This window comes from Methylobacterium sp. HJ2 (assembly GCF_056431005.1).
Genome location: NZ_JBWJYM010000004.1, coordinates 374,213 through 396,338, shown reverse-complemented (window position 1 = coordinate 396,338; position 22,126 = coordinate 374,213). Strand labels below are relative to the sequence as shown.

Sequence of the window (22,126 nt, the reverse complement as noted above, 5' to 3'; positions counted from 1 at the left end):
CTCGGGGCTTGGGTCAGACGAGGCGGGCGAGCGACACGCGCAGGATCGCGTAGAGGCAGGCCACGGCGACGACGACCGCGTAGAAGTTGTTGGCGAACAGCGCCGCGATGCGCAGCGCCTTGTCGTGCACGTAGTCCTCGATGATCACCTGCATGCCGATGCGCATGTGCAACGTCACCGAGATCACGGAGAGGATCAGGATCAGGGCGGCCAGCGGGTGGCTCATCAGCGCCACCGCCTCCGGGTAGGGCCGGCCCGCCATCATCGCCACGATGACGACGAAGCCGAGCATCAGCGGCGCGTTGGCGGCGGCGGTCAGGCGCTGGACCCACCAATGCTCGGCCCCGTGCCCGGAGGCGCCGAGGCCGCGCACCCGGGCGCGCGGGGTGCGGATCGAGAGGTCGGTGTTCTGGCGGTTGTCGGCCACGGGGCGCCTCCGTTCAGCGCAGGACGAGGGCGAGCGCCCAGATCGCCACGGTGAGGATCACCGAGCCGATCAGGGTGCCGCGCGAGAGGCCGAGCCGGGTGGTGCGGTCGAGGCCGACGCCGAAATCCCACACGAAGTGGCGCAGGCCCCCGAGCATGTGGTGCATCAGGATCCAGGTATAGGCGAACAGCACGATCCGGCCGATCCACGAGCCGAAGAACCACGCCACCCAGCCGTAGCCGGCCGGGCCCGAGGCCAGCGCGACGAGCCAGATCGCCACCAGCGCGGAGCCGCCGTAGAGGGCGGTGCCGGTGATGCGGTGGAACACCGACATCGCCATGGTCCAGGTCCAGCGGTAGATCTGGAGATGGGGCGAGAGGGGTTGTGCCACCGTGGGGCGGGCGGTCGGTGCCATCGTGTCGGGCCTCGCAGTTGCGAACTGAAGCGTCTCTAAACTGGTAGGGCTAGGCCGCCGAGGGCCAAGCCGCAATGCGGCATGAGCGATCGGCCGATCTGTCACGCGCCTGATTCTGAATACGATTCGTCATGGCAGGGCGCCGATCAGCTTCCACCACACGTAGTTCAACGGCGCCGCAACAAGCAGGGAGGCGAGGCCGAACGCCACGGTCAGCCGCGTCGCCTGCCCGAGCGGCACCCCGCCGAGTTCGCGCGCGAACACGATCGGGGGCGCCTGATAGGGGAAGAACACGGTGCTGTAGCCCACGACTTGGATCATCAGCACCATCATCGGGTCGAGGCCGCTGGCGCCCGCCATCTCGGGGCCGAGGGCGGTGTAGAGGGCGGGCGCGCCGTTAGCCGTGACGAGGAGCGTCAGCAGCGTGGCGATGCCGGTGAGCACCGCGTAATCCTGGCCGGGCGCCGCCGCGTCGAGGGGCGCCACCGCGAGCAGCGCGTGCCCGAGCCGGGCGCCGAGCCCGGTCTCGTTGACCAGCGCCACGAGGCCGAGCAGCGCCGCGATGTAGAAGCAGGTGCGCAGCGAGACCTTCTCGAAGGCCTCCGCCGGGATCACGCCCACCCGCGGCATCAGGCAGAGCACCGCCGCCGCGAGGCCGATCCAGGCGGGCGGGATGCCGTGCAGACCGTCGGTGACCCAGAGCGCCAGCGTCGCGGCGAGGATCGCGGCGAGCCGACGCTCCGCGCCGGAGGGCGGAGCGAGCGCGGCGGCGACGGCGCCGTGCGGCTCCAGCCGGTCGGGAAACAGCCGCACCACCAGGACCGTGAGGATCACGCCCTTCACGAGCGCCATCACCGGCAGGTGCAGCCAGAGATAGGGCAGGTAGGCGAGATGCAGGCCCATGACGCGCTCGGCCGCGCCCGCCATCACGAGGTTGGGCACGTTGGCCGGCAGGATCGCCGCCGACAGCATCGGGGTCGCGACCCCCACCGCCATCACCGCCCCCGCCCGTCCCGGCCGGCCGGCCGCGAGCCCGAAGCGGTCGCAGAGCGCCAGCGTCACCGGGATCATCAGGGCGATGCGGCCGAGATTGGAGGGCATCACGAAAGCCAGCGCGAAGCTGAAGCCCACGAGCCCGGCGATGAAGCGCGGGTAGGATCCGTCGAGCCGGCCGGCGAGCTCCCGCGCCAGCCGCGCGCCGAGCCCGGTGCGGGTCATCGCCTGCCCCACCACCATGCCGGAGAGCACGAGCCAGAAGGCCGAGGCCGCGAAGCCCGAGAACACCGTCGCGGCCGACCCGAGCCTCAGCAGCATCGCGAGGGCGAAGAAGAGCAGCACGGTCACGATCTCGGGGATCAGCGCCGTCGCCCACAGCCCCATGCACAGCACGAGGAGGGCGCCGGTCGCCCAGATGGCCGCCTCTCCGGTCATGATGCCTCGTCAGGATTGCAGGGCGCCCTCCATCGGCCGGATTGGAACGGTTCGCAATTCGGGAGTCCTTGACGGTGCCTTCGCGAACGGCGAAGGAAGGGCTGCCGCCTCGCCCTTCCCTCCCCCGCGGACAGCCGGATTCACATCATCGGTTCCGCCGCTTCCCATCTCCCTCTCCCCTCTGCGGGAGAGGGTGCCGAACGCAGTGAGGCGGGAGAGGGGAACCCGGCTTCAGGACAGGGGGCAGGGTCGACGCCGAGCACGGCCCTGAGGCCGGGTTCCCCTCTCCCGGCCCGCTTCGCGGGCCACCCTCCCCCGCGGAAGGGGAGGGAAAGACCGCGGGTGCCGTCCGAGAGGTCTCAATATCGGAGCCCGCGGAGGCGGGAGGGAGATCGGGAGCTGGACCCAGGGACGATATCCGAATGTCATGGTTCGTCCCCCGAGGCTTCGCGGTTCACGGACGCTTGAAGAGAAGGCCGGAAACCGTCCGATGATGCGCTTCGATCTCGTCGACCTGTCCCTGTTCCGGCACGCGGTCGAGGCCGGCTCGATCACCCACGGGGCGGCGCGGGCGCACCTCGCGCTCGCCGCCGCCTCGACCCGGATCCGCGCGATGGAGGAATCCCTCGGCGCGGCCCTGCTGATCCGCAACCGGCAAGGCGTGACGCCGACGCCCGCGGGCCGCGCCCTCCTGGCGCATGCCCGCACGCTGCTCGCCGGGGTGGAGCGGATGCAGACGGAGCTCTCCGCCTTCTCGGGCGGCACGGTCGGCCAGATCCGGGTGGTGGCCAACACCAACGCGCTGACCGAGTTCCTGCCCGAGGCGCTCTCGGCCTACCTCGCCGCCAATCCGGGCGTGAGCGTCGACATCGACGAGCACACCTCGGACGAGATCGTCGGGCTGGTGGCGGAGGGGGCGGCCGATCTCGGCATCCTGTCGGGCAATGTCGACACGGCCGCGCTCCAGACCTTCCCGTTCCGGCAGGACCGCTTCGTGGTGGTGGCCGCGAGCGGCCACCCACTCGCCGGGCGGCCGGCGCTGGGCTTCGCCGAGGTGCTGGAGCACGATCTCGTCGGCCTCGACCGGGCGAGCGCCATCACCCGGTTCCTGGCCGAGCGCGCCGCGCGGATCGGGCGGGTGATGCGGCTGCGGGTGCAGCTGCGCGGGTTCGATGCGGTCTGCCGCCTCGCCGACGCCCGGGTCGGGCTCGGCATCGTGCCCGAGAGCACGGCGCGGCGCGCGGCGCGGGGCCTCGACATCGCGGTGCTGCCGCTGACCGACGCCTGGGCGAGCCGCGACCTCACGCTCTGCCTGCGCGACCTCGCCGCCCTCCCCGCCTTCGCGCAGGATTTCGTGGCGCACCTGCGGGCGTGACCGGGGCTTTTTCCCGCACGAAGGCTCGGCAGCGGTAGGGTGATAACCCAATCCGCTTGACCGTGCGAAGGGCTGCTTAGCGCCAGAAGCGGAACTCCGCTCGCTGGCAGGAAACGGACATTCGGACGCGCGCGCATTTCACCTGTTTAGCTCGTTCCGCGAGTGATGCGGAGAGCAGGCGTACGTACAGGCGACTCGCGGGCTGAGGTGAACGACCGAGTTTGGGCCGATAACCGCCGCTGCAGCGTGCCTAAGGGCGATCGCGCGAGGAGAATGTCGCAAGCGCGACCAACGGACGACAAAGCTGACGATTGCAGATCGAGCTAGAGAGGCTAAGCTGCGACATGGCTATCGCTCCGCATATAAACCCAACGCTGCTCGATTGGAGCCAGGTGCGCACGGGAATTCAGGCTTTCCAGCGCTCGCTAAACCTCAATAGCGAGGCAAGTGCCTTCCAGTACTTTGCCCTCTCTAAAATTCTGAAGATCGACGATGATGAGATCAGGACCACTATAACTGATGGTGGCGATGACCGAGGCGTTGATGCCGTGTTCATCGATGGCCGGCCGGAGCGGCGGGTGATCCACCTATTCCAGTTCAAACACGTGGCTAATTTTGAAAAGGTTGGTAGCTCGTTTCCGTCGAACGAAATCGATAAGATTCAAAGCTTCCTTGAGTGCTGCCTCCGCAAGGACGTCTCGCTCGAGAAGACGTGCAATCCTCTCCTCTGGAACAAAGTACAAGATATATGGGATGCGCTCGAAGAAGCGGTGTATTCGCTTCACATTCATCTTTGCAACAATGCGACAGGACTAATTCAGTCTCACGCATCACGATTTGAAGAGGCTCTTCGCCCCTACCAGCACGCAGTAATTACTCAGCACGATCTAATATGGTTTTCGCGGCACCTCTCAAAAGGCGCGACCGTCGATCGGGAGTATAATCTGGGCTTGGTTGAGGATCAGTATTTTGGTCGCACAGACGGGTTTGCGAAGGGTTTAATAGGAACTGTACGGGGTGACGAAATCGTACGATTGATCACCGATCCCAATTTTCCGCAGGAGGTGGATGATACTCTCTTCGAGGACAATATCCGTCTCTATCTCGGCGAAGAGAACGAAATAAATCGAAAAATTTTGACAACCGCACTTAGCGATAAGAATACACAATTCTGGTATCTCAATAATGGTATTACGATTGTGTGTGATCGTATGGAGTACCAGCCGAGGTCGGCCAGCCCGAAAGTTAGGATGGTCAATCCTCAGATCGTCAACGGGGGGCAAACATCGCATGCGCTCTTCGAGGCGGCACGATCAGATCTATCTAGGATCTATGACGTCAAGCTCCTCTTGCGGGTCATTGAAACCGCGGATCGAGCCTTCACTAATAGAGTGGCGGAGGCTACTAATAGCCAGACGCCTATCAGGAGCCGAGATATCCGTTCCAACGATTCGATACAGATACGGATCGAGAATGCTCTTTTAGGGCACGGCTACTTTTATGAGCGCAAGAACGATCAGCATATAGCGCAACCTGCGGAGACTCGGATCGATGCAGTCAAGCTGGGACAAATTATCCTAGCCTATGTGCTCCGCGAGCCCGACCGTGCCAAAACTTCATCTAACCGTATATTCGGCGAATACTATGGCTGGATATTTGATGAGGCCATTCTCTCTGCCGAGAACATTGTTGCCATGTGGCGTATCTATAGAATGGTAGATGACGACCGCAGGCGCGCTCTGTCTGCCCTAAACTCAAGAATAAAGCGAACTTACGATGAGGCATGGATAATAGAGGGTGTGTTCCACATCTTGTACATGCTGAGTTTAACCTGTGAGCAGCAGGGGACGCGCCTTTATGACTATGCCGAAGTTGAGAAGCACTATGCTTCTGTTAAGGCGCAAATCGACGAGTTCATGACACAGAATAAGGGGCAAGCGGCCTACCGGGTTTTCCGCAGCGCGATGACCAAGCAGCTCTTGGCTCGTTTTTCGAGGGGGCAGCAGCTCACTCTCGCTCTCGAAGGCTCGGAGCAGCCGAGCTGAAGCTCCACCGCGGTTGGCTGTGCGAACGAAATCAAGGCCTTAATCTTGAGAAATTCCGACGAGTGTTGAATTCGTTTTTAGAAAGACCTGGAACCGGTCAATTGGCTAATAGCGCAACTCGTCGTGACCGCCTTAACTTTGAACGTCGAAGCGCACTCTCGGAAGCGGACCTTCTCAGTGCCCGCTTTGGGTCGTGAGCAGAACCCTCGCGAGAGAAGCGGATCGGGTTGTGCCCCCATCCCCTACCTCGGGACAATCGGAGATCCGGCCTCCGCTGCCATTGCCGGTTTTCGCGCCGCGTCCGACAAAGGCAGCGACGGGTCGCGACGACGGGAGCTTGAGATGATCGCCACGGTGGACCAGCCCGGCCGGCGCCGGGGCGCGGACCTGCTCCTCGAGGTGCTGCGCTCGGAGGGGGTGCGATACATCTTCGGCAATCCCGGCACCACCGAGCTGCCCCTCATCGACGCGCTGACCGAGACGCCGGACATCGCCTACGTGCTGGCGCTCCAGGAGGCGAGCGCGGTGGCGATGGCGGATGGCTACGCCCAGGCCGCGCGGCGCCCGGCCTTCCTCAACCTCCACACGGCGGGCGGGCTCGGGCACGGCTTCGGCAACCTCATCAACTCCCACGTCTCGGGCACGCCGCTGGTGGTCACGGCCGGCCAGCAGGATTCGCGGCACGCCATCACCGACCCGCTGCTCTCCGGCGACCTCGTGGCGATCGCGAGCCCGGCCGTGAAATGGGCCCGCGAGGTGACGAACGCCGACCACCTCGCGATCCTGCTGCGCCGCGCCTTCCACGATTGCAGCGCCGCGCCCTCGGGCCCGGTCTTTCTGTCCCTGCCGATGGACGTGATGGAGGCGATGACCGAGGCGCCCGCGGGCGATGTCTCGACCATCGACCGCTGCGCCGTGGCGGGCTCCCTCGACCGGCTGGCCGAATACCTCGCCGCGGTGGCGCCGGGGCGGCTCGCCCTGATCGCGGGCGACGAGATCGACGCGAGCGACGCCTCCGCCCAGGCCGTGGCCCTGGCCGACGCGCTGGGCGCGCCGGTCTACGGCTCGTCCTGGCCGGCCCACATCCCGTTTCCCACCGCCCATCCGCTCTGGGCCGGCAACCTGCCGACCAGCGCCACCGCCATCGCGGAGATCCTCGGCGGCTACGACGCGGTCTTCGCGCTCGGCGGCAAGTCGCTGATCACCATCCTGTACACCGAGGGCTCGGCGGTCCCGGCCGGCACCCAGGTGTTCCAGCTCTCGGCCGACGTGCGCGACCTCGGCCGCACCTACACCACCACGCTCTCGATGGTGGGCGACATCCGCGCCTCCCTCGACGCGCTGCTGCCGCTGCTCGCGCCGCGCCTCGCCCCGCGCGCGGCCGACTACGCGCGGTTGCGGGCCGCGGCCGCCGAGGCCCGCGGCGCCCGGCGCGCCAAGCTCGCGGCGGCGGCCGAGGCCGCCTTCTCCGATCCGGTGATCGCGCCGCTCGTCGCCGCCCGTGAAGTCGCCCGCGCGGTCGGCGCCGAGACCGCCATCGTGGACGAGGCCCCGGCGACGCTGACGCACCTGCGCACCTTCCTCGACAGCCCGAACACCCACCAATACGCGGCGATGCGCGGCGGCGTGCTCGGCTGGGGCATGCCCGCCGCGATCGGGTTCTCCCTCGGGCTCGACCGCGCGCCGGTGGTCTGCGTCGTCGGCGACGGGGCGGCGATGTACTCGCCCCAGGCGCTCTGGACGGCCGCGCACGAGGACCTGCCGATCACCTTCGTGGTGATCAACAACGCCGAGTACAACATCCTCAAGCGCTTCATGAAATCGCAGTCGCACTACGCCTCGGTGCGGGCGAACCGCTTCATCGCCATGGACCTCACCGACCCGCGCATCGACTTCCCGGCGCTCGCCGCCTCGATGGGCGTGCCCGCCCGCCGCGTCGCGCGGGCCGCCGACATCGCCCCGGCGATCGAGGACGGGATCCGCTCGGGCAGGCCGAACCTCGTCGAGGTGATCGTCCAGGCGACCTGAGGGCGCCGGTCCGGCCGGATGGCCCTACCCCGTCAGCGTGTCGCTCAGCAGCTTCAGGTTCAGCGCCACGATGATCCCCGCGATGGCCCAGGCCGCGACCTTGAGCCAGCCCGGCGCCACCAGGGCGCCCATCTTGCCGCGGTCGCAGACGAAGCTGACGAGGGGGATCACCGCGAAGGGGAGCTGCATCGAGAGCACCACCTGGCTCAGCACGAGGAGCCGGGCGGTGCCGGCATCGCCGTAGAGCGCGGCCACGATCACCACCGGGACGATCGCGATCCCGCGGGTGATCAGGCGCCGCGCCCAGTTCGGGATGCGCAGGCGCAGGAAGCCCTCCATCACGATCTGCCCGGCGAGCGTCGCCGTCACCGTCGAGTTGAGGCCCGAGGCCAGCAGCGCCACCGCGAACAGCGTCGAGGCGATGCCCGCGCCGAGGAGCGGCGCGAGCAGCTCGTAGGCCTGCTCGATCTCCTGCACGTCGGTGCGGCCGGCGGCGTGGAAGACCGAGGCCGCCAGGATCAGGATCGCGGCGTTGACGAAGAGCGCCAGCATCAGGGCGATGGTCGAGTCGGTCACCGCGAAGCGCAGCGCCTCGCGCCGCCCGGCGAGGTCGCGCGGGTAGGCACGGGTCTGCACGATGGACGAGTGCAGGTAGAGGTTGTGGGGCATCACGGTGGCGCCGATGATGCCGATGGCGATGTAGAGGGCGGCCGGGTTGGCGACGACCTCCGGCGACGGCAGGAAGCCGGCGAGCACCGCCTTCACCGGCGGGGCGGCCAGCGCGATCTGCGCGGCGAAGCAGACGAAGATCACGCTGAGCAGCCCGATCACGAAGGCCTCGAGCGCGCGGAAGCCGCGCCGCAGCAGCAGCAGGACCACCAGCACGTCGAGCGCCGTGAGCACCGCGCCCCAGACCAGGGGGATGCCGAACAGCAGCTTCAGGGCGATCGCCGTGCCGATCACCTCGGCGAGGTCGCAGGCGAGGATCGCCGCCTCGCAGGCGAGCCAGAGGCCGATGCCGACGGGCTTCGGATAATGGTCGCGGCAGGCCTGGGCGAGGTCGCGGCCCGTGGCGATGCCGAGCCGGGCGGCCAGCGCCTGCAGCACGATCGCCATCAGGTTCGAGAGCAGGATCACGCAGAGCAGCGCGTAGCCGAACTGCGCCCCGCCCGCGATGTCGGTCGCCCAGTTGCCCGGGTCCATGTAGCCGACCGCCACCATGTAGCCGGGGCCGACGAAGCCCAGGAGCCGGCGCAGCCAGGACCCGCCCTGGGCCACGGCGACGCTGCCGTTGAGGGCGCCGAGGCTCGGCTCGGAGGCGGCGAAGCGCCAGCTCGGATCGTGGTGGACGTTCAAGGCGGACCCCGCTCGCGGCGGCGCGCGCCGCTCCATCGTGCGGTGCGAGATATAGCTTATGCTATAACCATTGGGAACAGCTAAACCGCCCGCTCGGGGGCTCCCGGTCCGGCCTGACCTGCGCTAGAAGGTCCCGGTCCAGTTCCCGTCCCGAGGTGTCCCGACCGATGCAGGCTCGCCGATCGACCGCACCCGTGCCGGACCAGCTCGTCGACCCCGAGGTCCACGTGGAGAGCTTCCGGCAGGCCCGCGAGGCGCGCCGCTCCGAGCTGGCCGAGGATTACGTGGAACTGATCGCCGACCTCATCGGCGACGGTGGCGAGGCGCGGCAGGTCGACATCGCGGCCCGGCTCGGAGTGGCCCAGCCGACGGTGGCCAAGATGCTGAAGCGCCTGTCCGAGGACGGCCTCGTGCAGCAGCGGCCCTATCGCGGGGTGTTCCTCACGGAGGCCGGGCGCACGCTCGCCGATCAGGCGCGCGAGCGCCACCGCATCGTCGAGCGCTTCCTCTGCGCGCTCGGCGTCAGCCCGGAGATCGCCCGCCGCGACGCGGAGGGCATCGAGCACCATGTCAGCGGCGAGACCCTGGAGGCGTTCCGGCGCTTCGCCGAGGCGCGGCCGGAAGTCTGACACGGCATCCGCTCGATCGAAGCGGATGCCGGATCGGCAGGCCCGCGCGGCGCCCGAGCGATGCCCCGATCCGCCATCCCGAAGGGATCGACCGGATCGGGTATGATCCGGTCCGGGGACTACTCCGCCAGCGCGAGCAGCTCGGGCTCGGCCGCCTCGCCGTCCGGGATCACGTCGACCTCGACCTTCAGCTTCTGCCGGCCCGAGCTGCTGACGATGCCGTCGATGGGGGCGACGTCGCCGTAGTCGCGCCCGCGCGCCACCACGATGTGATCGTCCTGCACGGCGACGTCGTTCGTCGGGTCGAGGTCGTACCAGGCGTCGCCGCACCAGACCGCGACCCAGGCGTGGCTCGCGTCGGCGCCGCGCAGGCGCGGGCGGCCGGGCGGCGGCGTGGTGCGCAGGTAGCCGCTGACATAGGCCGCCGGCAGGCCCATGCCGCGCAGGCCCGCGATCATCACGTGGGCGAAGTCCTGGCAGACGCCCGCCCGCAGGGCGAAGGCTTCGGCGAGCGGCGTGTGCACGGTGGTCGCCTTGGCGTCGAAGCGGAAGTCGTGCCGGATCCGGCGCATCAGGTCGAAGGCCACGCCGTAGGCGCTGCGCCCGGGGGCGAAGCTCGGCCGGGCGTAGTCGGTGACCTCCGGGATTAGCGGCACGCGCCCGCTCGGGAACAGGAAGTGGATCGGCGCCCGCAGTCCGAGGTCCCGGCTCGCCAGCACGGCGTCCCGCGCCCTGTCCCAGGCCATCCCGTCCGCGCGCCCGGGCGGCGGGTCCCGGGCGACCTCGACCCGCGAGAGAGCCTCGACGGAGAACTCGGTATGGGGGGTGTCGAGGGTGATCCCGACCGCCTCGATCCCGAAATAATCGCGCCGGATCACCGCCGAGGACGGGCTCGGATCCACGGTCACGGCGCTCGAGAGCACGCGCTGCCCCTGGCCCTGCTCCGGCTTGAGGCGCAGCGAGCAGCGGGCGAAGCGCACGGCCTTGCCGTAGCGGTAGGTGGTGCGGTGGCGCAGCGTGTAGATCACCCGAGCCCCGTCAGCTTGTCCGGGCGCATCGCCTGCGGGCCGTTGGGAAAGTAGCGCCCGGCGATCGAATCGGCGAGCCGCTCGAGCTCGCTCTCCATCCGGGCCATGCCGACCGCGTCGAAATCGGCGGCCTCGCCGCTGCGGAACTCCGCCAGGATGCGCGAGGCGAGGCGGCGATGGGGCTCCGGGATGCCGTCGACGGCGAGCGGCGGCAGGTCGGCGAGGTGCCGGCTGATCGCTTCGGCCTGGAAGGCGATCGAGCGCGGGTTGTAGGGATCGAGCAGCACCATGTCGCGCACGGGGTCGAGGGCGACCCCCTGCATGTAGCGCCCGCCGTAGCTCACCTGGGAGTCGCACAGGGCCAGCATCACCCCGAGGCTCTCGGCGCTCGCCTCGTCGTGGGCGAAGGCCAGCGCGAAGTCGCAGGTGTTGATCGCCCGCTCCATCCGGCGCCCGAGATCGACGAAGTGCCAGCCCGCCGCGCGGCTCATGTTCTCCTGGCTGAGGCCCGAGAGGGCGGCGAGATGGCTCAGCGCCCGCTCGGCCCGACCGAGGAGCTGCGACTCGGTGAAGGTGCGGCCCCCGTCGAGGGCCAGGAGGTCGGCGAGGTCGGCCAGCACCCGCCACGCCTCGCCGGAGAGCCGGTTGCGCAGGGTCGCGGCGTTGCGGCGCGCCGAGTCGATGTGCTGGCGGGCCGAGCCGCGGATGTCGCGGCCGGCCAGCGCCTCCTGGGCCAGGGCCGCGGTCGGCAGATCGGCGGCGCTCGCCGCGCCCCATTCGTGCAGGAGCGCGCGGATGCGCTTGGCGGTGGGCGCGTGGGCGCCCCCCGCGATGTCGGTGACGACGGCGTCGCCGACGCTGCGCAGATGCGCGAGCACGAGCCGGATCACCGCCTCGGCCCGCTCGGTGTAGCGGCCGAACCAGAAGAGCCCGTCGGCGGCGCGCGAGGGCAGGTGCCCGGCGATCCGGCGCACCCGCGGCACCTTCTGCTGCACGAGGTTGGTGCCGTCGACGGGCGTCTCCGACAGGATCCAGACGTCGGCCGCGCGGATGCCGAGCCGCATCTCGGTCGGGTCGACGTTCTCGCGCTCGGAGACACGGCAGAAGCCGCCGGGCATCACCTGCCAGCCGGTCGCCGTGCGGGCGGCGAAGACGCGCAGCACGAAGGGCCGCGGCACGAGGCGCAGGCCCGCGCCCGTGCGCTCCCAGCCCGGCATGGTCGAGAGCGGGCTGAGGTCCTGGGCGACGTAGTCGAAGGGCCGGTCGTTGAGTGCCGCGAGGGTGCGGGCGCGCTCGGCGGCGAGCGCCTGCGGCCCGAGGATCGCGTCGCGCCCGGCCCCGCGCTGGGGCGTGGCGGCCGGGCGCAGGGTCAGGCCGTCGAGATGATCGCGCACGTAGGCGAGCATGCCCGGGTCGCCGCACCACCATGTCGGCGGGCCGGCCAGCGTCAGCGGCTCGCCGAGCAGGCGCTCGGCGATGGCCGGGAGGTAGGCGCCGATCGCCCCGGATTCGACGACGCCCGAGCCCGGCATGTTGGCCATCACCAGGCTGGCGTTGCGCAGTGCCTCGAGGATGCCCGGCACGCCCAGCCGCGAGGCCGGGTTCAGCTCCAGCGGATCGAGGTAGTCGGCGTCGATCCGGCGCCAGAGCGCGTCGGCGCGCTTCAGGCCGGAGACCGTGCGCACGTGCAGGCGTCCGTCCTGCATCACGAGGTCGTCGCCCTCCACCAGCAGCAGGCCGAGGTAGCGCGCCAGCGCCGCCTGCTCGACATAGGTGCTGCTGTAGGGACCCGAGGTCAGCAGGCAGATGCGCGGATCCGCCCGCTCGGCGCCGGCGGCCAGCCCTTCGCGGAACGCCTGGAAGAAGGGCGGGAACCGCTCGACCTGCAGCTCCTCGAAGAAGTCCGGGAAGGTGCGGGCGAGAACCATGCGGTTCTCCAGGGCCCAGCCGAGGCCGGAGGGCGCCTGCGTGCGGTCGGCCAGCACCCGCCAGCGCCCGTCCGGGCCCCGGCCGATATCGGCGGCGTAGAGCTTGAGGTAGCGCCCGCCCGGCGGGGTGACGCCGTGCAGCGGGCGCAGGAACTCGGGCGAGCCCGCCACCACGGCGGCCGGCAGCAGGCCCAGCGCCACGAGGTCGCCCGGTCCGTAGACGTCGGCGAGGATCGCCTCCATCAGGTCGGCGCGCTGCGCGATCCCCGCGCTGAGGTCGCGCCACTCGGCGGCCTCGATCACCAGGGGGAGCGAGCCCAGCGGCCAGGCGTGCTCGCGCTGGTCGCCGTAGATCCGGAAGGAGATGCCGGCGTCCCGGATGTGCCGCTCCGCCGAGACGAAGCGGGCCATCATCTCGGGCTCGCTCAGGCGGCCCAGCCGCGCCAGCAGGCGCGGCCAGGCACCGCGCGGGAAGCCGGTCGGGTCGAGGTACTCGTCGGGCCGCCCGGCCAGGGGCCGGTACCCGCCGGTCCAGCGGGCGAGCCGCTCGGCATCGCCCGCCTCCTCGTCGCGGCCCCCGAGCGGAATCATTGCGGGGCCGGCGTCCGCAGATCCAGGGTCAGCGGGAACTCGGGATTGACCTCCTCGCGGGGCATCGCCACCGGGCCGGGCGTGTGCCCGTGCGCCTGGAAGCGGGCGGTGCGGCGCCCCTCCGCCTCGTAGGCGTTGACCGGGTGGGTCTCGTAGTTCCGGCCGCCCGGATGGGCGACGTGGTAGCGGCAGCCGCCGAGCGACCGCCCGCTCCAGGCATCCAGGATGTCGAAGGTGAGCGGCGAATGCGCGGGGATCGTCGGGTGCAGCGACGAGGCCGGCTGCCACGCCTTGAAGCGCAGGCCCGCCACCGCCTCGCCGGCGGTGCCGGTCGAGGTCATTGGGAGGCGGCGGCCGTTGCAGGCGATGACGTGCCGCCCGGGCACGAAGCCCGCGACCTTCACCTGCAGGCGCTCGACGGAGCTGTCGACGAAGCGCACGGTTCCCCCGCTCGTCCCTTCCTCACCCATCACGTGCCAGGGCTCGAGTGCCTGGCGCAGTTCGAGATGCACGCCGCCGTGCTCCACCTGCCCGAAGACGGGGAAGCGGAACAGGCTCTGCGCCTCGAAGGCCGTCCGGTCGAAACCGTACCCGGCGCGGCCCAGGTCTTCCAGCACGCCGAGGAAGTCGGCCCAGAGGAAATGCGGGAGCATGAAGCGATCGTGCAGGCCCGTGCCCCAGCGGACACAGCCGCCCGCCTGCGGCTCGCGCCAGAGCCACGCGATGATCGCGCGCAGCAGGAGCTGCTGGGCGAGGCTCATGCGCGGATCCGGCGGCATCTCGAAGGCGCGGAACTCCACGAGGCCGAGCCGGCCGGTGGGGCCGTCCGGGGAGTAGAGCTTGTCGATGCAGATCTCGGCCCGGTGGGTGTTGCCGGTGACGTCCACCAGGATGTTGCGGAACAGCCGGTCGACGAGCCAGCGCGGGATGTTCGGCGTGTCGGGCGACGGCACTTGGGCCAGCGCGATCTCCAGCTCGTAGAGCCCGTCGTGCCGGGCCTCGTCCATGCGCGGCGCCTGGCTCGTCGGGCCGATATAGAGGCCCGAGAACAGGTAGGAGAGCGCCGGGTGGCGCTGCCAGTAGAGCACGAGGCTCTTCAGCAGGTCGGGCCGGCGCAGGAACGGCGAATCATCGGGCGTGGCGCCGCCGACCACCACGTGGTTGCCGCCGCCCGTGCCGGTGTGGCGTCCGTCGGTCATGAACTTCTCGGCGCCGAGCCGGGTCTGGCGCGCCTCGTCGTAGAGGCCGGCGGTGATGGCGACGGCCTCGCGCCACGTGGTGGCCGGATGGACGTTCACCTCGATCACGCCGGGATCCGGGGTGACCTTGATCAGGCTGACGCGCGGGTCGTAGGGCGGCTCGTAGCCCTCGATGTGGATCGCCACCCCGCAGGCCGCGGCGGCGGCCTCGAGATGGCCGACGAGCTCGAAATACTCGTCGATCCGCTGCAGCGGCGGCATGAACACCCGCACCACGCCGTCGCGCGGCTCGACCGCGAGCGCGGTGCGGACCGCGACCCCCGCGATGCCGCCGGCGCTCCCGGCTCCGGTCCGGCCCGTCGGCGCGGCCTTGGGCGTCTCCGTGCCGGCGCTCGCCTTGGCGGCAGCCGTCTTGCCCGCACCCGTCTTGCCGGCGCTCGTGTCGCCGCCCGCACCCGTGCCCGGCGCGTCGGCCAGGGCCCCGCGCGCCTCCAGCGGGTCCTGCGGCTGGTAATAGGGGTAGCTCTCCGGCGGGACGAAGGGGAGCGAGGAGAGCGGCAGGCGGTAGCCCGCCGGGGAATCGCCCGGCACCAGGAAGGCGTGGCCGCGGCGGAATTCCCAGGCCTCCGAGATCCAGACCCGGTCGGAATCGCCGTCCCTGCCGGTGGGCAGGCTCGCGAGCGGCAGGACGTAGGCGGTGGCCTCGCCCAGGCCGCGCTCGAACACCCGCGCGATCCGGGCGTCGAACTCCACCGAGCCGCTCTGCGCCTTCGCGGGCGTGACGTTGACGGGCAGCTCCTCCCGCTTCTCCTCCCAGAACCGCGGATCCTCGAAGGCCGGGAGCACGTAGTCGCGCAGGCCGAGCCGCTCGGACAGGGTCTCGAGCAGGGTGCGGGCCTGGACGATGGTCGCCCCGCCGGCATCCTCCGCGGCGATCAGCGCGGGATCGTTCCAGACCGGCTTTCCGTCGCGGCGCCAGTACAAGCCGAAGGCCCAGCGCGGCAGGCTCTCGCCCGGGTACCATTTGCCCTGGCCGTAATGCAGGAAGCCGCCCGGCCCGAAGCGCGCGCGCAGGCGGCGGATCAGCTTGTCGGCGAGGCCGCGCTTGGTCGGGCCGACCGCCGCGATGTTCCACTCCGGCCCCTCGAAATCGTCGATCGACACGAAGGTCGGCTCGCCGCCCATGGTCAGGCGCACGTCCTGCGCGGCGAGGTCGGCGTCGATCCGGTCGCCGAGCGCGTCCATGTCCGACCACACCGCGTCCGAGAACGGCTTGGTGATACGCGGGGTCTCGGCGACGCGGGTCACGCCCATCTCGAAGCCGAACTCGGTCTGGGCGGGCTCGGAGAGGCCCGAGATCGGGGCGGCGGTGCGGTAATGGGGGGTCGCGGCCAGCGGGATGTGGCCCTCGCCGCAGAGCAGGCCCGAGGTGGCGTCGAGGCCGACCCAGCCCGCGCCCGGCAGGTAGACCTCGGCCCAGGCATGCAGGTCGGTGAAGTCGGTCTTCGTCCCCTCCGGACCGTCGACGGCGGTGGTGTCGGGCACGAGCTGGATCAGGTAGCCCGAGACGAAGCGGGCGGCGAGGCCGAGGCGGCGCAGCACCTGCACCATCAGCCACGCCGAATCGCGGCAGGAGCCGCTCTTGAGCGTCAGGGTCTCCGCCGCGCTCTGCACGCCGGGCTCCATGCGTACGCCGTAGGCGACCTCGCGGGCCACGACGCCGTTGAGCGCCACCAGGAAGCGGACGGTGTTGGTCTCGCCCGCGGTCTTCTCCGGCAGGTTCGCCAGGAAGGCGTCGATCTCCGGGCCCATCGCCGCGTCGAGGACGCGGTAGGGCGTCAATTCGGTCTCGAGGTCCGGCTCGTAGGCGAAGGGCAGTTCCTGGGCGTAGTCCTCGACGAAGAAGTCGAACGGATTGATCACCGACATGTCGGCGGTCATGTCGATCTCGATCTTCAGCTCGTCGGTCTTCTCCGGGAAGACCAGGCGGGCGAGCCAGTTGCCGTTCGGATCCTGCTGCCAGTTCAGGAAGTGGTTCTGCGGCGTCACCTTCAGGGCGTAGGACGGGATCTTGGTGCGCGCGTGCGGCGCCGGGCGCAGCCGGATCACCTGCGGCCCGAGGCTGATCGGCCGGTCGTAGCGGTAATGGGTGACGTGGTGCAGGGCAGCTTTGATCGACACGGTCTCTCTCGTCTTGAAGGTCGGACGCGAACGCCGCGGCGGCTCGGCGCGAAAAGCCTCGCGGTGTCCTATGCAGCACAGGGCAGGCCCGAAGCAATTTCCATGCGGCGCCCGGGCCGGCGGCCCGCCCGCTCCCCGCTCGATCCCCGCTCCGCGCCGCGGGCCGGACGGGAACTTTGGCCGTCAAGCTCCTTTGTCGCTTGAAGGGCAGGCCCCGGACGCGCTTGCCTTTTCGGGCCCGATTCCGCAGCGGAGAGGGTTCGGCGACGGGACTGCCATGAAGATCTTCCAGTGCCAGGCCTGCGACCAGCCGGTGACGTTCGAGGCGACCGCCTGCGAGAGTTGCCAGCGCAGCCTGGGCTATGTCTGCGACCGGCACGAGATCTCGGCGCTGGAGCCCTCCGCCCTCTCGTCCCACCCGATGCTGTCGCAGACCCAGACCTTCCACGCCTATGCCCATCCGGGCCGGCGCTACCGGTTCTGCACCAACGCCGTCCACGGGGCCTGCAACTGGCTGGTGCCGGATGATTCGCCCGAGACCGTCTGCGTCACCTGCCGCCACAACCGCGTGGTGCCCGACCTGACGATCCCCTGGAATCTCACCCGCTGGCGCCAGATCGAGGCCGCCAAGCACCGGCTGTTCTACTCGCTGCTGCGCCTCGACCTGCCGCTCGCGACTCGGGCGCAATACACCGACGGGCTCGCCTTCGACTTCCTGGTCGATCCGGCCGAGAGCTTCCTCAACGGGCCGCCGGTGATGACGGGCCATCTCAACGGCCTGATCACCATGAACATCGCGGAGGCCGACGACGTCGAGCGCGAGCGCCGCCGGATGCTGTTCGGCGAGCATTACCGCACGCTGCTCGGGCATTTCCGGCACGAGATCGGGCATTATTTCTGGTATCTTCTGGTGCAGAACAGCCCGCACCTGTCGGCGTTCCGGTCGCTCTTCGGCGACGAGCGGATCCACTATTCAGGGGCGCTCCAGGCCCATTACGCCCACGGCGCGCCTCCGGACTGGGAGGAGTCCTACGTCTCGACCTACGCCACCAGCCATCCCTGGGAGGATTTCGCCGAGACCTTCGCGCATTACCTGCACATCGTCGACACGGTGGAGACCGCCTCGACCTTCGAGCTGCACGTGCGCCCGCGCCTGCGGCACCCCCCGCCCGAGGCGGTGGTGATCGACTTCGACCCCTACAGGACAGCCGACCTCGACCGCCTGATCGAGGCGTGGCTGCCGCTCACCTACGCGATCAACTCGCTCTCGCGCTCGATGGGGCAGAACGCGCTCTACCCCTTCGCCCTGACGCCCGCGGTGATCGCCAAGCTCGCCTTCGTGCACGAGCGGATCTACGGCGTGCGCGGCGACATCGCGGCCCAGACCGGAGACGAGGCCGAGGCCGACATCCTCAAGGCGGTGATCACGGGCCTGCGCCAGCGCGTGCCCGCCCCGATCCGCTGACGCGCGGCGCCCGGTCTCAGGCGGCCCCCGCCGCGGCCCCGCCGACGAGCGCGCCCGCGAGCGCCCGCGCGATCAGCGCCCGCGTCTCCGCCACGCCGTAGAGCGCCACGAACGAGCCGAAGCGGGGGCCGCGCGCCTCGCCGAACAGCACGTTGTAGATCGTGGTGAACCACGCCTGCGACACGCCGGGCCGCCCGTCCGGGCTCTTGGCCTTGCCGGAGAGGTCGGGGAAGTGGCGCCGGCCGACCTCGTAGATCGCGGCCTGCAGCGCCTCGGCATCCGTCGAGCCCGCATGGTCGGCCAGCGTCGCCGAGAGATCCTCCAGGGCCGCCCGCTCCGCCTCGGTCGCCGCCCGGTAGGTCTTGGCCGGCAGCACGAAGTCCCGGAAATAGGCGAGCGCGTGCCCGACCAGCCGGTCGAGGCCCGGATGCGTCTCCGGTCCGACCGCGGGGGCGTAGCGGCGGATGAAGCCCCAGAGCACCGCCTTGTCCTCGGTGTTGGCCACCGCCGCGAGGTTCAGCAGCATCGCGAAGCTGATCGTCCCGCCCTCGACCCGCTCCGGCTCCGGCGGGGCGCCCGCATGGATGTGCCAGACCGGGTTGCCGAGGCGGAGCTTGGCGTCCTGGCCCTGATAGCGCTCGGCGAAGTTCAGGTACTCGTCGACGTGGCGCGGGATCACGTCGAAGAACAGGCGCTTGGCCTCGCGCGGCTTGGCATACATGTAGAGCGCGAGCGATTCCGGCGTGCCGTAGGCGAGCCACTCGTCGATCGTCAGGCCGTTGCCCTTCGACTTCGAGATCTTCTGGCCCTTCTCGTCGAGGAACAGCTCGTAATTGAACCCCTCGGGCGGCTCGGCACCGAGCGCGCGGGCGATCTGGCCCGAGAGCTTGACCGAGTCGATCAGGTCCTTGCCGGCCATCTCGTAGTCGATGCCGAGCGCCACCCAGCGCATCGCCCAGTCGGGCTTCCATTGCAGCTTGGCATGGCCGCCCGTCACCGGCGTCTCGTAGGCCTCGCCGGTCTTCGGGTCGCGCCAGACCAGGGTGCCGGCCGCGGCCCTGACCTCGTCGATGGCCACCTGCATCACCTCTCCGGTGACCGGGTGGATCGGCAGGAAGGGCGAGTAGCTCGCCGAGCGCTCGGCCCTGAGCGACGGCAGCATGATCTCCATCACCGCGTCGTAGCGCTCGAGCACCAGCATCAGCGTCGCGTCGAAGGCGCCCGAGCGGTAGCAATCGGTGGCCGAGCGGAACTCGTAGTCGAAGCCGAAGGCGTCGAGGAAGCGGCGCAGCTCGGCGTTGTTGTGCGCTCCGAAGCTGTCATGCGTGCCGAAGGGATCGGGCACCCGCGTCAGCGGCTGGTTGAGGGCGCCCGCCAGCATCGCGCGGTTCGGCACGTTGTCCGGCACCTTGCGCAGGCCGTCCATGTCGTCCGAGAACGCGATCAGCCGGGTCGGCACCGCGTCCCGGGTCAGGACCCGGAAGGCGTGACGGACCATCGAGGTCCGCGCCACCTCGCCGAAGGTGCCGATATGGGGCAGGCCGGACGGTCCGTAGCCGGTCTCGAACAGGACCTCGGCCTTGGGCTTGCGCTCCAGCCGCGCCACGATCTTGCGCGCCTCCTCGAACGGCCAGGCGGCGGCATTAGCTGCGGCCTCGATGAGGTCGGGGTCGAGGGTGAGGGCGGACATGACGGCACGCGGGGCTGGCGGACGGCGCTCGGAGGCGGATCCGGCCCTGTCTACGGAGGGGGCGCAAGGGGGTCAACGCGATGCGGGAGGTGCCGTGGCTCTCCGCCCGACCGCGACCGTCAGAACGGACTGACCGGGAAGAAGCGCAGGTAGAGCTCGGTGTACTTGCCCTCGTCCCACAGGCGCTGCAGCGCGTCGTCGAGGGCGCGGGCGAGGGCGGCGTCCTCGGGCCGGGTGACGAGGCCGATACCCTCGCCGAAGAAGCGGTTCTCCAGGTAGTCGCCGCCGACGAAGGCGCAGCAATCGGCCGATTCCTGGCCGCCGATCCAGAGCGCGAGGTTGAGGCCGTCGGCGAACAGGTAGTCGGTCTCGCCCCGGCGCAGCGCGCCCTCCGCCGCGCCGATCTCGGTGAAGGGCTTCGGCACCGCCTTGGGGAAGAAGGCCTTGAGATAGGCCTCGTGCGCGCTGCCCGCGAGCACGCCGACGGTCCGCCCCGCGAGCGCCTCCGCGGAGGGCGCCGGCAGATCCTGGCCCTTCCGGGCGGCGAAGCGCGCGGGCCAGCGGAAATAGGGGCGGGTCGCCAGGAACTTCGCCCGCAGCGTCGGCGTCAGCGGGATTGCCGCGGCGACGACGTCGCCCTGACGCTCGTTCAGCGCGTCGAGCAGGGTGTCGAAGCGGCGCGCCTGGACCGTGCAGGTGATGGCGAGCCGCTCGCAGACCGCGCGGGCAAGCTCCACCGAGAAGCCCGTGGGCGTGCCGTCCGGCCCGGCGAAATGCAGCGGCGGGAACTCGTCGTCGGTGAGGAAGCGGACGGCCCGACCCGTCTGCGGTGCCTCGACCCGCTCCCCCCGCGCCCGCGGGTTCCAGAAATTCGGCACCCGAACCGCGGCCGTCGAGCCCGTTTCAGCAGACGACGTCGGCGCTATAGAGCTGAACAGGAAAAATGCGCTGCAGATCAGTCTGAGGGTTGTTGTCATGCCGGCCGCGTCTTGACGGATGGACTGTATTGGTGTCCGTTGAGTCCCGACAGTCGGGCTGCTCGCCCGACTGTCTAGCACGTTCCGCGGGCAGCGTGAGCGCAGCCGATGTCCTTCCTGCGCCTCCCCATCCCTGCGGACGTCCACGCCCTGCCCCCCGAGATCGGATTCCTGCTGGCCGAGGGCGTGCCCGTCGCCCTGCTCGCGCAGGCGGCGTCCCTGGCGCGCGACAGCGGCACCGACGCGGCGACCGCCCTCCTGAATGCCGGGCTGATCGCCGAGGACGCCTATTACGCCGCGCTCGCCCGCGCGCTCGGCGCGCCCTTCCTCGACGGTCCGATCCCCCTCGGTCCGGGCCTGCGCTTTCCCGACTGCCTCGTGATCGGCATGGTGCCGCTGGTGACGGGAGCCGTCGCCCCCTGCGCGCTCGCGCCGCGGGGCGCGCAGATCGCTGAGCTTCTCGAGGGGGCGGGCGCGCCGCGGATCCCCGCGATCGTCACGCCGACCCGGCTGCGGCAGGCGGTCTTCGCCGCGCGCGGGCCGGAGATCGCGGCCTTCGCCGCCGACGAGCTGAGGCGGCACGCGCCGCATTGGGCGGTCGGCAGCGAGCCGGTCCAGAGCTGGATCCTGTTCCTGGCGCTCGTCGCGCTGACGGGGACCTGCCTGTTCGCGTCACTGCCGCCCGGACCGACGCTGGCCGTCACGGTTCTCGTGCAAGTGCTCTTCCTGGCGATCACCGGTCTGCGGATCGGTGCCCTCGTCGTCGGCGCCGACGCGCCGTCGGATTCGCAACCGCACCTGCGCGACGCCGACCTGCCCGGCTATACCGTCCTCGTCGCCCTCCACCGCGAGGCGCGCGTCGTCGATCGCCTCGCCGTCGCGCTCGCCCGCCTGGACTACCCGGTGGCCAAGCTCGACCTGAAGTTCCTCGTCGAGGCCGACGACGACGAGACCGCCGCGGCGCTCGCGCGCATCCCGTTCCCGGCCCGGTTCGAGATCGTGACCGTGCCGCCCGGCCTGCCGCGCACGAAGCCGCGGGCGCTCAACGTCGCCCTGCCCCTGGCCCGCGGCAGCCTGCTCGTCGTCTTCGACGCCGAGGACGTGCCGGAGCCGGACCAGCTGCGCCGGGCCGCCGAGATCTTCGCGCGGGAGCCCGGGACGGTCGCGGCGCTCCAGGGACGGCTCCTCGTCGACAACCCGGACGATTCCTGGTGCGCCCGCGCCTTCACGCTGGAATATGCCGGCTTGTTCGGCGTGCTGAACCCGGCGCTCGCGCGCCTGCGGCTGCCGATGCCGCTCGGCGGCACCTCGACGCATTTCCGCGGCCTTATGGAGCAAATGCACCAGAAAGCACCCTAGGT

Annotated in this window: 15 protein-coding genes; 6 read left to right on the top strand and 9 right to left on the bottom strand. The window is 70.2% G+C overall.

The features are described 5' to 3' along the window. Positions 1 to 13: 13 nt before the first annotated feature. The 3 genes from sdhD to ACS5RC_RS13030 all read right to left on the bottom strand — a co-directional run bounded on the left by sdhD (position 14) and on the right by ACS5RC_RS13030 (position 2,273). Entirely contained in the window at positions 14 to 427 is a 414-nt protein-coding gene (gene sdhD / locus ACS5RC_RS13040) for a succinate dehydrogenase, hydrophobic membrane anchor protein (RefSeq protein ID WP_478344286.1), read from the bottom strand. Between the two features lie 13 nt (positions 428 to 440). Beyond that, complete coding sequence (gene sdhC, locus ACS5RC_RS13035; RefSeq protein WP_478344285.1) at positions 441 to 842, bottom strand: succinate dehydrogenase, cytochrome b556 subunit; 402 nt, start codon at positions 840 to 842, stop codon at positions 441 to 443. Positions 843 to 971: 129 nt separating this feature from the next. Beyond that, positions 972 to 2,273: an SLC13 family permease gene (locus ACS5RC_RS13030; protein ID WP_478344284.1), complete on the bottom strand. Its 1,302-nt coding sequence runs from the start codon at positions 2,271 to 2,273 to the stop codon at positions 972 to 974. 490 nt (positions 2,274 to 2,763) lie between these two features. On the opposite strand from ACS5RC_RS13030, the gene ACS5RC_RS13025 reads away from it, so the two are divergent. From ACS5RC_RS13025 to ACS5RC_RS13015, 3 genes are all read left to right on the top strand, one after another. Beyond that, entirely contained in the window at positions 2,764 to 3,648 is an 885-nt protein-coding gene (locus tag ACS5RC_RS13025; RefSeq protein ID WP_478344283.1) for a LysR family transcriptional regulator, read from the top strand. Positions 3,649 to 3,992: 344 nt separating this feature from the next. Then, entirely contained in the window at positions 3,993 to 5,693 is a 1,701-nt protein-coding gene (locus tag ACS5RC_RS13020) for an AIPR family protein (RefSeq protein ID WP_478344282.1), read from the top strand. 342 nt (positions 5,694 to 6,035) lie between these two features. Then, positions 6,036 to 7,721 carry a thiamine pyrophosphate-binding protein gene (locus ACS5RC_RS13015; protein WP_478344281.1) on the top strand — a complete coding sequence of 562 codons (1,686 nt, stop codon included), beginning with the start codon at positions 6,036 to 6,038 and terminating at the stop codon, positions 7,719 to 7,721. A gap of 24 nt (positions 7,722 to 7,745) precedes the next feature. On the opposite strand, the gene ACS5RC_RS13010 is transcribed toward ACS5RC_RS13015, so the two are convergent. Then, positions 7,746 to 9,113 carry an Nramp family divalent metal transporter gene (locus ACS5RC_RS13010; protein WP_478344280.1) on the bottom strand — a complete coding sequence of 456 codons (1,368 nt, stop codon included), beginning with the start codon at positions 9,111 to 9,113 and terminating at the stop codon, positions 7,746 to 7,748. Positions 9,114 to 9,244: 131 nt separating this feature from the next. Between ACS5RC_RS13010 and mntR the strand changes: the two genes are divergently transcribed. Next, positions 9,245 to 9,706 (top strand): manganese-binding transcriptional regulator MntR, encoded by a 462-nt coding sequence (gene mntR, locus ACS5RC_RS13005; protein ID WP_478344279.1) that lies wholly within the window; start codon positions 9,245 to 9,247, stop codon positions 9,704 to 9,706. A gap of 119 nt (positions 9,707 to 9,825) precedes the next feature. On the opposite strand, the gene ACS5RC_RS13000 is transcribed toward mntR, so the two are convergent. Genes ACS5RC_RS13000 through ACS5RC_RS12990 form a run of 3 tightly spaced genes read right to left on the bottom strand, consistent with a single transcriptional unit; the run spans position 9,826 to position 16,633 of the window. Continuing rightward, on the bottom strand, positions 9,826 to 10,734 hold the full coding sequence (locus ACS5RC_RS13000; protein ID WP_478344278.1) for a transglutaminase family protein: 909 nt from the start codon (positions 10,732 to 10,734) through the stop codon (positions 9,826 to 9,828). Further along, positions 10,731 to 13,253, bottom strand: a complete 2,523-nt coding sequence (locus tag ACS5RC_RS12995; RefSeq protein WP_478344277.1) for a circularly permuted type 2 ATP-grasp protein — start codon at positions 13,251 to 13,253, stop codon at positions 10,731 to 10,733. The genes ACS5RC_RS13000 and ACS5RC_RS12995 overlap by 4 nt, the downstream gene beginning before the upstream one ends. After that, complete coding sequence (locus tag ACS5RC_RS12990; protein ID WP_478344276.1) at positions 13,250 to 16,633, bottom strand: transglutaminase family protein; 3,384 nt, start codon at positions 16,631 to 16,633, stop codon at positions 13,250 to 13,252. The genes ACS5RC_RS12995 and ACS5RC_RS12990 overlap by 4 nt, the downstream gene beginning before the upstream one ends. Before the next feature lie 277 nt (positions 16,634 to 16,910). Between ACS5RC_RS12990 and ACS5RC_RS12985 the strand changes: the two genes are divergently transcribed. Then, positions 16,911 to 18,098, top strand: coding sequence for a zinc-binding metallopeptidase family protein (locus ACS5RC_RS12985; RefSeq protein ID WP_478344275.1), 1,188 nt, complete (start codon positions 16,911 to 16,913; stop codon positions 18,096 to 18,098). A gap of 16 nt (positions 18,099 to 18,114) precedes the next feature. Here the strand turns inward: ACS5RC_RS12985 and ACS5RC_RS12980 are convergent, their stop codons facing one another. Together ACS5RC_RS12980 and ACS5RC_RS12975 are read right to left on the bottom strand one after the other, a co-directional pair. Beyond that, positions 18,115 to 19,788 (bottom strand): lysine--tRNA ligase, encoded by a 1,674-nt coding sequence (locus ACS5RC_RS12980; protein WP_478344274.1) that lies wholly within the window; start codon positions 19,786 to 19,788, stop codon positions 18,115 to 18,117. A gap of 119 nt (positions 19,789 to 19,907) precedes the next feature. Further along, positions 19,908 to 20,765 carry a transporter substrate-binding domain-containing protein gene (locus tag ACS5RC_RS12975; protein WP_478344273.1) on the bottom strand — a complete coding sequence of 286 codons (858 nt, stop codon included), beginning with the start codon at positions 20,763 to 20,765 and terminating at the stop codon, positions 19,908 to 19,910. A gap of 108 nt (positions 20,766 to 20,873) precedes the next feature. Between ACS5RC_RS12975 and ACS5RC_RS12970 the strand changes: the two genes are divergently transcribed. Beyond that, complete coding sequence (locus tag ACS5RC_RS12970) at positions 20,874 to 22,124, top strand: glycosyltransferase (RefSeq protein WP_478344272.1); 1,251 nt, start codon at positions 20,874 to 20,876, stop codon at positions 22,122 to 22,124. Positions 22,125 to 22,126 lie beyond the last annotated feature (2 nt).

What these genes read in the sequence shown, in the direction of transcription:
- ACS5RC_RS13030 (WP_478344284.1), bottom strand. Translation starts at nt 2,273, where the DNA reads ATGACCGGAGAGGCGGCCATCTGGGCGACCGGCGCCCTCCTCGTGCTG.
- sdhC (WP_478344285.1), bottom strand. Translation starts at nt 842, where the DNA reads ATGGCACCGACCGCCCGCCCCACGGTGGCACAACCCCTCTCGCCCCAT.
- ACS5RC_RS13020 (WP_478344282.1), top strand. Translation starts at nt 3,993, where the DNA reads ATGGCTATCGCTCCGCATATAAACCCAACGCTGCTCGATTGGAGCCAG.
- ACS5RC_RS12970 (WP_478344272.1), top strand. Translation starts at nt 20,874, where the DNA reads ATGTCCTTCCTGCGCCTCCCCATCCCTGCGGACGTCCACGCCCTGCCC.
- ACS5RC_RS12995 (WP_478344277.1), bottom strand. Translation starts at nt 13,253, where the DNA reads ATGATTCCGCTCGGGGGCCGCGACGAGGAGGCGGGCGATGCCGAGCGG.
- ACS5RC_RS13025 (WP_478344283.1), top strand. Translation starts at nt 2,764, where the DNA reads ATGATGCGCTTCGATCTCGTCGACCTGTCCCTGTTCCGGCACGCGGTC.
- ACS5RC_RS13015 (WP_478344281.1), top strand. Translation starts at nt 6,036, where the DNA reads ATGATCGCCACGGTGGACCAGCCCGGCCGGCGCCGGGGCGCGGACCTG.
- mntR (WP_478344279.1), top strand. Translation starts at nt 9,245, where the DNA reads ATGCAGGCTCGCCGATCGACCGCACCCGTGCCGGACCAGCTCGTCGAC.
- ACS5RC_RS13010 (WP_478344280.1), bottom strand. Translation starts at nt 9,113, where the DNA reads ATGGAGCGGCGCGCGCCGCCGCGAGCGGGGTCCGCCTTGAACGTCCAC.
- ACS5RC_RS12980 (WP_478344274.1), bottom strand. Translation starts at nt 19,788, where the DNA reads ATGTCCGCCCTCACCCTCGACCCCGACCTCATCGAGGCCGCAGCTAAT.
- ACS5RC_RS12985 (WP_478344275.1), top strand. Translation starts at nt 16,911, where the DNA reads ATGAAGATCTTCCAGTGCCAGGCCTGCGACCAGCCGGTGACGTTCGAG.
- ACS5RC_RS12975 (WP_478344273.1), bottom strand. Translation starts at nt 20,765, where the DNA reads ATGACAACAACCCTCAGACTGATCTGCAGCGCATTTTTCCTGTTCAGC.